Origin of the sequence: Brevibacillus reuszeri (genome assembly GCF_001187725.1) — a bacterium.
GTDB classification, from domain to species: domain Bacteria; phylum Bacillota; class Bacilli; order Brevibacillales; family Brevibacillaceae; genus Brevibacillus; species Brevibacillus reuszeri.
Genome location: NZ_LGIQ01000001.1, coordinates 83,289 through 95,963 on the forward strand (window position 1 = coordinate 83,289; position 12,675 = coordinate 95,963).

The 12,675-nt window shown below is 47.8% G+C and carries 11 protein-coding genes; 9 read left to right on the top strand and 2 right to left on the bottom strand.

The features are described from left to right. The 3 genes from ADS79_RS00400 (at position 1) to ADS79_RS00410 (ending at position 2,407) form a co-directional block, all read left to right on the top strand. Positions 1-699 carry a TerC family protein gene (locus tag ADS79_RS00400; protein ID WP_049736444.1) on the top strand — a complete coding sequence of 233 codons (699 nt, stop codon included), beginning with the start codon at positions 1-3 and terminating at the stop codon, positions 697-699. A gap of 112 nt (positions 700-811) precedes the next feature. After that, entirely contained in the window at positions 812-1,831 is a 1,020-nt protein-coding gene (locus ADS79_RS00405; protein WP_049736445.1) for an ATP-grasp domain-containing protein, read from the top strand. A gap of 183 nt (positions 1,832-2,014) precedes the next feature. Next, the gene (locus ADS79_RS00410) at positions 2,015-2,407 is read left to right on the top strand and encodes a VOC family protein (protein ID WP_049736446.1); all 393 of its coding nucleotides are present in this window, start codon (positions 2,015-2,017) and stop codon (positions 2,405-2,407) included. A gap of 107 nt (positions 2,408-2,514) precedes the next feature. Here the strand turns inward: ADS79_RS00410 and ADS79_RS00415 are convergent, their stop codons facing one another. Beyond that, on the bottom strand, positions 2,515-3,576 hold the full coding sequence (locus ADS79_RS00415) for an SDR family oxidoreductase (RefSeq protein ID WP_049736447.1): 1,062 nt from the start codon (positions 3,574-3,576) through the stop codon (positions 2,515-2,517). A gap of 148 nt (positions 3,577-3,724) precedes the next feature. Further along, positions 3,725-4,810, bottom strand: coding sequence for a LuxR C-terminal-related transcriptional regulator (locus ADS79_RS00420; protein ID WP_049736448.1), 1,086 nt, complete (start codon positions 4,808-4,810; stop codon positions 3,725-3,727). 352 nt (positions 4,811-5,162) lie between these two features. Between ADS79_RS00420 and ADS79_RS00425 the strand changes: the two genes are divergently transcribed. The 6 genes from ADS79_RS00425 to ADS79_RS00450 all read left to right on the top strand — a co-directional run bounded on the left by ADS79_RS00425 (position 5,163) and on the right by ADS79_RS00450 (position 12,667). After that, positions 5,163-6,230 carry a saccharopine dehydrogenase family protein gene (locus tag ADS79_RS00425; protein ID WP_049736449.1) on the top strand — a complete coding sequence of 356 codons (1,068 nt, stop codon included), beginning with the start codon at positions 5,163-5,165 and terminating at the stop codon, positions 6,228-6,230. A gap of 66 nt (positions 6,231-6,296) precedes the next feature. Next, positions 6,297-6,809: a DinB family protein gene (locus tag ADS79_RS00430; RefSeq protein WP_236699832.1), complete on the top strand. Its 513-nt coding sequence runs from the start codon at positions 6,297-6,299 to the stop codon at positions 6,807-6,809. A 275-nt stretch (positions 6,810-7,084) separates the two neighbouring features. Continuing rightward, positions 7,085-7,711 (top strand): nitroreductase family protein, encoded by a 627-nt coding sequence (locus ADS79_RS00435; protein WP_049736450.1) that lies wholly within the window; start codon positions 7,085-7,087, stop codon positions 7,709-7,711. A 59-nt stretch (positions 7,712-7,770) separates the two neighbouring features. Then, entirely contained in the window at positions 7,771-8,718 is a 948-nt protein-coding gene (locus ADS79_RS00440; protein ID WP_049736451.1) for a ring-cleaving dioxygenase, read from the top strand. Then, on the top strand, positions 8,718-9,329 hold the full coding sequence (locus ADS79_RS00445; RefSeq protein WP_049736452.1) for an alpha/beta hydrolase: 612 nt from the start codon (positions 8,718-8,720) through the stop codon (positions 9,327-9,329). Before ADS79_RS00440 ends, ADS79_RS00445 begins: the two co-directional genes overlap by 1 nt. A 287-nt stretch (positions 9,330-9,616) precedes the next feature. Then, positions 9,617-12,667 carry an efflux RND transporter permease subunit gene (locus tag ADS79_RS00450; protein ID WP_049736453.1) on the top strand — a complete coding sequence of 1,017 codons (3,051 nt, stop codon included), beginning with the start codon at positions 9,617-9,619 and terminating at the stop codon, positions 12,665-12,667. The last annotated feature ends 8 nt before the right edge of the window (positions 12,668-12,675 follow it).

Below are 12,675 nucleotides of genomic sequence, written 5' to 3' on the forward strand. Positions count from 1 at the left end.
ATGGACATGATAGCTGATTTTTTAGTTCAATCGTGGAGCGCGTTGCTTGCGATCATTCTGATTGACATCGTATTAAGTGGAGACAATGCTGTTGTTATCGCCATGGCAGCTCGAAATCTGCCGAAGCATCAACAGAAAAAGGCCATTTTCATTGGTACATTTGGTGCGATTGGGCTACGTATTGTCTTTGCTGCGATTGTGGTCTGGCTGATTCAAATTCCTCTTCTAAAAGCAATCGGTGGCTTACTTCTTCTCCAAGTAGCGTACAAGCTGTTAGCGGAAGAGGAAGGCGGAGACAACATTAAGAGTGGAACGACCTTATTAGGTGCAGTAGGTACGATCATATATGCAGACGCATTAATGAGTCTGGACAACGTAATCGCAGTTGCAGGTGTAAGTCATGGAAACCTTACCTTAATTGCAATCGGTGTACTTGTTTCGATTCCGATTATTTTGATTGGATCGGCAATAATTTTGAAAGCGCTGGAAAGGTTCCCAATCATCGCTTACATTGGATCGGGAATTCTTGCGTGGACAGCTGGAGATATGATTGTAAAAGACAAGATCATTCAAAATTATATTTCTAGTACGGTAGGTTTGGTTATTACCATCGCTTTAACAATAGCCGTCCTCCTAGCTGGTTGGCTGAAAAGCAGAAAAAGCAAAGAGGAAAAAAAATCGGAGAGTGCTGTTGCTTAAGTTACCCTGTTAGAAATGAACAAGCCCTCCATATAAGAAACATGAGAAGAGCGAGGTCATTACGACTTTCGCTCTTCTTTATAAAATGAAGATTTGAAAGGAAGAACTTCTCATGAAGAAGCGAATTTGGTTTAATCGTACATTCTCAACGGCTTACCATTTCATTGATATGATTCGTTCACAATCAGACGAATTCGAATTTGAATGCTATGTCACTCACCCAAAGAGATATAGTGTTATGTTGCAAAATGCGGATTTTGCAGAGATTGAACCTAGTCTGCCTGTTTCAGAGTATATCGAATACTGTGTACAGTTTTGTCAGAAGCATCAGATTGATATTTTCTTCCCGAATTATAGACTCGTTGAAATTGCAAAGCATTTGGAGCGATTTGAACAGGTGGGTACATCTGTTTTAGTATGCAAAGATGCTGCTTTATTGGAAACCATTTCAGACAAGGGCAAGCTGTTTCATGCTTTGCAGGATACCTCAGGCGTACACATACCTGATTATTACATCGTCAACACGCGTGAGCAATTCAAGAGTGCGTATGACAAGCTAAGAGAAAAAGGGCATAGGGTATGCTTTAAACCTGCTAGAGGCGAAGGGGGAGCTGGTTTCCATATCGTCGAGGAAGCTATCGATCCCTTAGACAAGCTTATGGGATTAAGTAACCAAATGATTACCATAAATGAAGTTCTAAACATCTTAGCAGATCAAACAGTCGATGACATCATGGTGATGGAGTATTTGGATGAGTGGGAATACAGCATTGATTGCTTGGCAACAAAAGAGAAATTACTGGCGATTGTACCTCGAAAAAAAGTAGAGGGACGTATACGTTTGCTTGAAGAAAATCAAACGTTGATTGATCTTGCAAAAGCAGTACATGAAAAGCTTCAGCTCCCATACCTTTTCAACATTCAGGTAAAGTATAAAAATGGAGTCCCAAAATTATTAGAAATCAATCCGCGAGCATCAGGTGGTTTGCATGTATCTTGCCTTTCTGGTGTGAATTTTCCGTATCTTGCCATGAAGCTTTTGCTGGTGGGTAAAGTGGATGTAGTTGCACCGAAATTTGGGGTGTACGCGACTCATATTGAAAAAGAAATAGTCCTGCGTCAATTGTTGTAAGAGAATACTAGGAAGTGGAGAATAACAAGTGCGGATAGCTAAGGCACCTCTTTAGTTATAATAAAAGGGAGTATTTTGACCAAGAGGATGTATGTCATTACGCATGAAACGGGATGGCGTGGACCGTACTGATGCCGTCAATCCCGCTATCATAAACACGATGTACAGGAAGGGGAAAAGAAGATGCAGATTAAACTGACAAGTGTTTTTGTGGATAATCAGGATCAGGCTCACAAATTTTATACCGAGGTTTTAGGGTTTGTCACCAAAAGAGACATTCCGGTCGGAGCAGACAAATGGCTTACGGTCGTCTCTCCTGAGGAGCCGGATGGAGTGGAGTTGCTGTTGGAGCCAAATGGGAACCCGACCGCCACCGCCTATCAGAAAGCGATTTTTGACCAGGGAATTCCTGCCACAGCTTTTCTGGTGGATGACATCCAAAAAGAGTATGAGAGATTGAAGACATTGGGTGTCGCATTTAAGGTGGAGCCAACCAAAACAGGAGAGGTCACGCTCGCGATTTTTCATGATACATGCGGAAACCTGATCCAAATTTATCAGGTTCATACAACATAGATAATAAAGGAAGCCTGATCGCACAGTGATTACGTGTGATCAGGCTTTTGTGTAGCTGGATTTTGCTCTGCGTATGAATTCCCGACACTAACACAAATTGCGCGATTCTAAGTAAGAACAGGTTGCTTTTGATAACCCCGAATGATCGAGATGAGCAGTGCTTTGTTCATGATTAGCTCGCTGCGGTTCGCTTTGTGTAATAGCTCTTTGGTGTTGTCGCTTGGGAAGTGGATCGTACGCGTACAATATTCCTTGAAGATGCTCATGGAAGACTGAAACACACTTTCCTCATCCGAAAATGACTCGGTCGATTCGTAGGGGATGGTTTGCAAATTAGGGAAATCCAAAACTTCCTTGATACACTCGATGACCAATTCCTGTGTGGGCGGAGCAGGATTGGTTGCATGATAGATCTCCTTGTGCCTGGCATGAGTGAGTGCTGCTACCAGCACAGAGGTTACATAATCAACGGGAACGAGATTCGTCTGGACATCCACATCCAGCCGCATTCGATAGGTTTGCTTTTCCCAACCCGGTGTTCGAGATGCCCTTCTTTTAAGGACACATAAACCTTTTAGCAGTCCATACAAGCCAAAATTCGTATCTGCTTCCCCCGTTCGCGAATCACCGATGATAATGGACGGCCTGACGATGACAACCTCTATTTTCTCGCTGTGGGAGAAAACGAGATGTTCAGCCAGGCATTTGGATTCTTCATAATGATTCACAAAAGATCGCTCCGGGCTGTACAGCTCTTCCTTTCCCGCCACTTCTTTCCCGACCGTATAAGCTGTACTTACATAAATAAAACGTTTTGCCCCGATCGCTTCAGCAAATAGCAGTGTGTTTTTCGTTCCGTCTACATTGACCGTAAACGTTTGTGATTTATGAGCTGGATCAAACGAGAGGTAGGCAGCCAGATGATATACAGCATCTATTTTGTGCTGGACGTGCTGCAGGTCCTGCTTCGCCAAACCGAGCCCTGTTTGCGAGATATCGCCCATCACAATATGTACGTTTGTTTTGTCCTTATCGGCAAAGCTTTGTAGCAATTGACTCGCTTTCTGTTCATTTCGTGCAAGCAGGAAAAGGGTGTGGCCTTCATTTACTAAATCTTGTGATAGCTTTTTTCCGAGAAAACCCGTTGCTCCTGTTATGAGGATGTTCATTTGATTTAACCAGCTCCGTACTCTGTCGATATAGGGTGTACTGTTGAAGGTGTAGTGTGGGGATATAAGTATATCAATATTTAATTATATCGAAAGAGAGTGGATGTGACATAAAAGGTTGAAACGATCTGGTGAACGATGTATCGTATTACTTTTCCGCCTGCACGCCAAAGCGGGAAAACAACTGCCATATCAATTCCCTACGACTGGTTACTCCGGTTTTAACAAAAATCGATTTCAGATGATCCTGCACGGTATAAGCAGAGATGTGATACGTGCTAGCCAATTCTTTTGTAGAAAAACCTCTGACGAGCCCCTCCAATATTTGCTTCTCTCGCTCTGATAAACCGTACGCTTCGGAAACGAGGGGGAGCATGTCAGCAGGCTTGGCGGGCTCGAACCAGACGGCAATATGGATGATGTCGCTCTCCCCATGCATCAGGCTGGCTTGGAGTGCGAGATAAGGACCATCAGGCATACGGATACATACTTTGGCCATGGAGGTTTGCCCTGAAGGCGATGAATGCTCGGAAAGCGCACGCGAGCAGACAGCTCGGATCGGTCGGGGGAGTGTTTGTTCATCGATAGACTCCCATTTGCGCAATAAAATCAGCCATTGCTCGGCGATCGCATTGGCGGATAGGACCTGGAGCGCAGCAGAAAGAACGGCGATGCCAGGGCCGTCATTTATCCACTCATGCTCGTCGGCGGGCAGGGACAGGCTGGTTTTTCGTAAATGATAGGCGATCAAGGGTCCGATAGAAGCGATCAGCTCTCGTTCTTCCTCGTTAAAAAAGGACTGGTCGCCTTTGCGGAACAAGGTTAAATACCCCCAGCAGGCTCCATCGTACTTGAGGGCTGCACGCAGTTCATCTGTAAAGCCGGCAGGATAGAGAACATCCAGGTAGCGAGCACTTCGCACAAGCTCTCCGCCAGTTGCCTGGCTCAATACAGCGACAGGCTCCGATGATGCAGCGAGCTGCGTGTAGCGATTGAAATCATCGCTCAAGTATTCATTTTCAAACAGGCGATGATGTATGGCTTCGACGCCATCCTCTGTAACTGCTCCCGTAGACAAAAGCGTTTGCGGGTCTACGGCGCTGCAACAGGCCGCATCGATGGTGAAAAAGCTGCGCAACAGGTCGAGCAGGGCGACGCGGAACTCCTGGGATGAGGAATGACGCTTTGTCAGTGCAATTACTTTTCGTTTGGCAGTCTCTATATGTAGATTCATTGGTAATCTCCTATGTGTAAAATTCCGGTCATGCTGCGAAACATCCCATATTTGTGGGATGGTGGTTTTACCCTTCAACTATATAATTGAGAATAGTTCTTAATCATAATGTACAGGAAGCATGAGGAGTTGGGAAGAGCAAGTGAGATGGAGAGCTAGCTATGTACAACAAAGGGTAGCAGGTGCAGCAGGATGAACCGACAACCATTTTGGATGATGATCGCAATCTGTCTGGATTGGTCTCGTCAGTTTGTTGGTGTGGGGGTACAGAGCGCGGATAGAGCGCCGGAGAAAACAGCTTGAGCTGGATAGAAGTGTATAAAACAGAAGAAAAAAGGACGAGTGGTCTGATATGAAAGATAGCATCATCGTTGTGGGCGGCTATGGTCATGTGGGGGGAACGATCTGCAAGGAGCTGGGAGAAGTCTTTCCAGGCAAGGTGTATGCAGCGGGACGTAAGCGCGCGCCCGCAGAAGCGTTTTGCCGGGAAACAGACGGAAAAGTGCTGCCCCTGCAGCTGGATATCTCGAAGCCATTTGATGCCAGCTTGCTGGAAAGCGTCAGGCTGGTGGTGATGTGCCTGGACCAAACGGATACGGCTTTTGCCGAGGCGTGTCTGCGCAGTGGAACAAACTATATGGATGTGTCTGCGAATGGGGTCTTTCTCACCGACCTGGAGCAGTGGGGAAGACTGGGAGAGGCAAGTGGGACTGGTGTGCTCAGCATTGGACTTGCACCTGGCTTGACGAATTTATTGGCAGGTGAAGCCCAGCGATTATTGGAGGAGACGGCCCAGCTCGATATTTCGATTATGCTTGGATTGGGCGACAAGCATGGAAGAGCGGCGATTGAATGGACGGTGGATAACCTGTGTATCGACTTTGAGGTAACGCAGGAGCATCGCCGGGTAAAAGTAGCCAGCTTTACTGATGGCAAGCTCATCGATTTTGGAGCGGAGCTGGGACGCAAAAAGGCGTACCGCTTTCCTTTTTCCGATCAGCAGACATTGGCGCAAACGCTCGGTGTGCCCACTGTATCGACACGGCTGGGCTTTGATCAGGAGCGGATGACCAAAGTCGTTGCTGGTTTGCGGACACTTGGAATACGCCAACTGCTGAAGCGCCCATGGATTCGGCAGGCTGCGATTGAGGCGTTTGAACGCTGGAAGCTGGGAGATGACGGCTTTGCGATCAAAGTCGAGGGGCAAGGAAGTGTGGACAATAAAGAGACCAAAGTGGAGTGGCTGCTGCAAGGTAGGGATCAGTCCAAAATAACCGCACTGGTTGCGGCAGAGGTTGCCAAATCCCTTTACACGACTGAATTTTCGCCAGGAGTGTTTCATATTGAGCAGTTATTTCGATTGGAGCAAATGCGCGACTGGCTGGAAAAGCAAGCTTCACTGACCGTAGCTGTCAGGTAAGCGGAGTTATCATAAAGCTACCGATGAATTCCTATAGTGAACAGAGGGAAAAGAAGGGGGCTATGAATGATGACACTGACCGAGCATGTAAAATCGATGTACGACTTCCATACGTGGGCCAATCAAACATTGTTGAATCGGCTGAAGGAGCTTCCTGAAGAGGTATACACGCAAGAAGTGCAGAGTGTTTTCCCAAACGTTGCAAAAGTAATGAATCATATTTACATCGTAGACCAAGGCTGGCTCGGCATGATGGGTGGCGTAGACATGCGCGAGGCGATGAGTGGTGTGGGGGAGTTGGAGAAACAACTGGAGACAAAGAATGTTGTAGAATTGCAAGCCATGTACAGAGAGCTGGCTGATCGATTTACAGCTTTTTTCGATCAAGAGTCTGACTTGGAAAGAAAGCTTGTTCTCGACAATCCATACGCAGGAGTCAGGGATACCAGTCTGTCAGAAATGGTGCTGCAAGTCGTGAATCATGGCACCTACCATCGTGGAAATGTAACGGCGATGCTACGGCAAATGGGTCACGCCTCCGTGATGACGGAGTACGCTGCTTACTGGTACTGGCGCTAGAGCTAGCTATAAACGATGCGATGGGGCCGGGAGAATTATTCTTCTGGCCCAACTTGTTGACAAATGGAAAAATTCGACCTATAATTATCTTAAATTCGAGATAATAATTTTTAAAACAATTCGTATTCGCCATCTTACTTCCCCAAGCTCCGGTTGATCAACAATCGTAAAAAGATGGAGGTACACCAGAAATCGGTTGTTAAATATCTTTAATTTGAGATATATGTTTTTTAAATAAAATTCTATGGATAAGAAACGCACGAGGAGGCAATCCCATGAGTGAATTCACTACCCTGGTAAAAAACCGTCGATCTGCTAACAAGTTTTTGGAGAATGTTCCGATTTCACGGGAAGAGCTGGATGAAATCATGAATATGGTCAAGTACGCACCGTCTGCATTTAATTTGCAACACACGCATTATGTCGTTGTGCTCGATCCTGAAACAAAAGAGCGAGTATATGAAGCAGCACATAGGCAGTATAAGGTAAAAACGGCGTCGGCAGTCATTCTCGTTCTAGGTGACAAGGAAGCCCAGCAAAACGTAGGACCGATTCATGAGGGATTGCTTCATTTAGGTGTCATGGATCAGCGTGAGTTTGATCATACCGTATCCTCTGTCCAAGCTTTTTATGAGGCTGGTGGCGATTCGTTCAAACGGGATGAGGCCATCCGCAATGCCAGTCTGTCCGCCATGCTGTTCATGCTGGTTGCAAAAGACAAGGGCTGGGATACGTGTCCGATGATTGGCTTTGATCACAAGGCCGTGCAGCAAATTTTAAACATCCCGGATCAATATGTGCCAGCGATGATGATCACCATTGGGAAAGAGGATCATTCCAACCAGCGAGTAAGAGGCTATCGCAAGCCAGTCGGTGAGTTTGTCAGCTACGATACGTTTTGAGCATGACTTGCCTGATCAAATAAAACCATTCATGAAACGATAAACAGGAGGGTATTCAAATGACACAGAAAACAGCAGGAATTCACCACATCACAGCATTTGTTAAAAGTGCACAGGACAACGTTGACTTTTACGCAGGGATTCTGGGGCTGCGTCTCGTGAAAAAAACAATCAACTTTGATGCGCCTGAAGTCTATCATCTGTACTTCGGTAATGAAGTAGGAAGTCCGGGTACGGCCATTACCTTCTTTCCATGGGAGACATCCCGCCAAGGGCGCATTGGCGGTGGTCAGGTAGGCTATACCACCTTCCTCGTTCCGGTTGGTTCGCTGACATTTTGGGAAGAGCGACTGACAAAATTAGGGGTAACGTATAAACGCGTGGAGCGATTTAACGAAACGTATTTGCAGTTTGCGGATAAAGACGGTCTGCAGCTGGAGATCGTGGAGCGCGAGGGAGGACCTGCGAGCAAGTGGAGCTTTGGCGGTGTTCCCGCAGATAAAGCGATCAAAGGCTTTGGTGGTGCGATTTTGTACAGTGTGGCTCCAACCTACACGATGGCTGTTCTGGAAAAGCTGATGGGGCTGCAAAAGGTAGGAGAAGAAAATGGACTGGTTCGCTTCAAGGCTAGTGGAGATTTGGGCAATATCATCGACATCAATGCAGAGCCAATGCCGAGAGGCGCAGGTGGCGCCGGAACTGTCCACCATATCGCTTGGCGTGCCAAGGGCGAGCAAGATCATCGCATGTGGCAGGAGCGTGTGGCGCAGTCGGGCTTACACCCTACGGATATCATTGATCGACAATACTTCAATGCGATTTACTTCCGTGAGCCAGGCGAAATCTTGTTTGAAATCGCGACTGATCCTCCAGGCTTTGAACGGGATGAGCCATTCGAGTCGCTGGGTGAAAAATTGATGCTGCCGGAGTGGTATGAACCGCGTCGTGCCCAGATCGAGCAAGGCTTGACGCCAATTACTGTACGTGTTTTGGAGGGAGATAAGTAATGAAGCACATCTTTCGCAAAGGAACGAATCCTGCTGCACCAACCCTGCTGCTTCTCCATGGGACAGGAGGCGATGAGAACGACTTGCTGCCACTCGCTGACCGTATCTACCCTGGCGCTTCTGTATTGAGCGTGCGCGGAAACGTACTGGAAAATGGCATGCCTAGATTTTTTCGACGTCTGGCTGAAGGCGTTTTTGACGAAGAGGATCTCGTCTTCCGTACGCAGGAGCTCCATGATTTTTTGGATCAGGCGTCTGTCCAGTACAAATTTGAGCGCGAAAACATCATCGCTGTGGGCTACTCCAATGGGGCCAATATCGCCGGAAGCCTGCTGTTCCATTATCCTGATGTGTTAAAAGGGGCGATTTTGTACCACCCGATGGTTCCAAGACGGGGGATTTCGCTGCCCGATATGTCACAGCTTCCCGTGTTTATCGGGGCGGGTTCAAACGACCCAATCTGCTCACCACTGGAGACGAAGGAATTGCAGCAATTGTTGTCAGATGCAGGGGCTTCGGTTACACTGCACTGGGAATCGTACGGTCATCAGCTTACTGTTAAGGAAGTAGATGCTTCTGCGCAGTGGTTTGCGGATACTTTTAGCGAGTAATTCATCTTATATGTCAAAGAGCAGCAGAGTCGATGACCGGGTAAGACTAGGAAAAACACTCCTTTAATCATTTGTTTAAAGCTAATGGAGTTGTGACCATATAGAAAAGCAAGCCATCGTTGCACAGGGGGACTAGAGCCTCGTCTGTAGGTGACGATGGCTTTTTGGTGTGGCTATTTCGTCAAGCTTTGTTCATCAGTCGTTCATATTGGACCTCTATAGTGATCTACGTAACCTGTTCTGCCAGCATGCGGTAGAGAAAAAAGAGCAAGGGAGGCAATGAGCCGGTGCAATGGCTAACCCGATTATCGTTGAAAAATCCCGCGATGGTGGTCATCCTATCGCTGCTTGTTGCGCTAGGTGGGATTTTTTCATTTACCGTCATCAATATAGAGAGCGAACCACAAGCCAAGCTGGGGATGCTCACAGTATCCACGGCGTATCCGAATGCATCCTCGGAGGATGTTTTGGAGGACGTGACCAAGCCGTTGGAAAAAGTGATCGATGCAGTGAGCGGGGTAAAGACGTATATCTCCAGCTCAGAGGAGAATCATTCGCTTATTACAGTCTCCATTGAATCTTCCGCAGATATGGAAAAGGTAGAGGCAGACGTGGAGAAAAGCGTCACGAATGCCAAGCTTCCCAACACAGCAGGCAGACCAAGCGTAAAGCTCAGTGTGGTTGGTTCAGAGCCGATGTATTTTCTCGCGATTAGCAATAAAGAGCAGCTGCGGTCAAATGAGGCCTTTTATCGAGTCGTAAAGGATTCCATCGTGGAAGACCTGCAAACGATTAGCGGGGTGGAATCAGCAGAAGCGATCGGACTTGCAACCAGGCTCGTACGCATCAAGCCGCGGCAGGATGATTTGCATTACTATGGCATGACTGCATCCGATCTGCGGCAGGCGATAACGGGGCAGCATATGGCAGCTTCCGTCGGGAGTGTCACAGCTGATGGTCAAGATTACATCGCTCGTTTTACCAACGAATACAAAAGCGTAGACGACCTTAAGAAAACCAAACTGCGTGTGCCAGGAGCTGATAATAACGCCCAAGGCTATCTGCAACTGGGTGATTTGGCAGACGTGGATTGGGAAATGGAGAGTAACTCGATCAGCAGATTGAATGGAAAGCCTGCTGTTGCTGTACAAATCGCCAAAACGTCAGAAGGAAACATCGTAGCGATCAGCGACGCCATACACGATAAGCTGGATGACTATCGCGTGAAATACCCGGATTTGGATTTTGAAATGGTTTCGGATCGCTCTGATTTTGTCAAAAGCTCAATTGGCGGGATGGCCAAAGAAGGAGCGATGGGAATCGTGATGGCGATTGCGGTCATCTATTTATTCCTTCGCAGCGTAAAAACAACGCTGATTGTGGTCGTATCGATTCCGCTTTGTGTGCTCGTTAGCGTTATGCTTATGAAGTTTAATGGCATGACGATCAATCTGATGAGCTTGTTCGGAATGACGGTCGCGATTGGGCGGGTGGTGGATGACAGCATTGTCGTGATTGAAAACATCTTCCGCCGCTTTCAGACCGAGCCTCGCACCAAGTCGACGATTATCAAGGCTGTAGGCGAGGTAGGCAGTGCAATTACTTCGTCGACCCTCACAACCGTTGCTGTCTTTTTGCCGATTGCCTTTGTCAGCGGCATGCTGGGGGACTTTTTCAAGCCATTTGCAGCGGCAGTTACATGGTCCTTGCTGGCATCGTTGATCGTCGCAGTTACCGTGGTACCACTATTGGCGAGTGTCACCATGCGCCATGAACCGTCCAAGCAGCATCCCAGCGGAAAGCTTTCCGGGGTGTACACAAGGCTGCTGCGCCGAGCGCTTGAAAATAAGGGCAAGGTCGCTATTGTGACCCTCGCTTTATTCGTCGGGAGCATAGGGCTTGCTGCTAAGCTGCCGACCGGATTTTTACCTGAACTAAATATGAATCTGCTTTATATCAAAATAAACATGCCAATAGGGACTTCCCTCGAAAAAACAAGCGCTGTGGCAAGTGAAATAGAAAAGGCAGTCCTGCAGGAGCCGCAAGTCCTGTACATCCAAAGCAAGATAGGCTCAGGGGATGATGCCGCCAAACGCTCTCATATTGCGGACATGACGATCAAGCTTAAACCTGACGCAGATGAAAATGAGGTTCTGGCCCAAATTCGCGAGCGTGTAAAACCATTCGTGCCAGCCAGCTCCCAGATTACTTTTAGCAAGCCTGCTGCAGGCGGTCAGGGTGGCTATCAGCTAGTGCTGTACGGCACGGACCTAGCGACCTTAAAGCAAGCGGCCGCTGTGGTAAAAGACCGATTAAAACAAAATCCGGTGCTTAGCAATATCAAGGACAACGTATCGGAGACACGCGGTCAGCTATCGATCAAGGTAGATCGGGATCGCGCGATGCAATGGGGGCTCACACCTGAGCAAGTGTCCAAAGAGGTAGGCGCTGCAATAGGCACAACCAGCCTGAAAAGCCTCATGGTAAATGGCAAGGAATACGCGCTGGTTTTCGGAGCGGGTGCAAACGTAGCTCCAGATGAGTTGTCGGGAATTTGGGTGAAGACAACTTCAGGACAACAAGTATCACTCGAAGAGATCGCCTCTCTGCAAAAAGAAGAAGTAACACCGCAGCTACTGCGCAAGGACGGAAAAGCGTATATCCAGATAACCGCCGATATCCTCAGTACAGATAAAGGTGGGGTCAGTGCAGAGCAGACGCGTCTTTTGCAGCAACTGAATCTGCCACCGGGTGTTTCCATGAGTGCTGAGGGCATTTCACAAGATATGCAAAAAGGCTTTACAGAAATGCTCGCCGCGATGGGAGCTGCGATATTACTTGTATTGCTGGTCATGGTTGCAGCGTTTGGAAATCTCTTGTCGCCAGCGGCTGTTCTTTTGTCTCTGCCGCTAGCGTCCATCGGGGGCTTGCTCTCTTTGTGGCTGGTGGGCGGGGTCATGGATATGACGGTCATGATTGGCTTTTTGATGCTGATTGGCATCGTGGTGACCAATGCAATCGTGCTGATCGACAGAGTGCAGCAGCATCGAGCGGCAGGATTACCTGTCCGAGAAGCTCTGGTCGAAGCAGGCAGAACGCGTCTTCGCCCAATCATGATGACCGCCGTGGCTACCATTGCAGCCATGCTGCCTCTGGCTCTCGGATTTTCAGAAGGAAGCCTGCTGTCCCAAGGCTTGTCTGTTGTTGTGATTGGGGGACTGCTGACATCCACCTTGATGACGCTGATTGTTGTTCCCGTCGGTTATGAAAGCTTGTATCAATTCGCTCACCGCAAGCGAAATCGCAAACGACTGAAATCTGCACAGGAAGCCATGTGAGGAGGAGA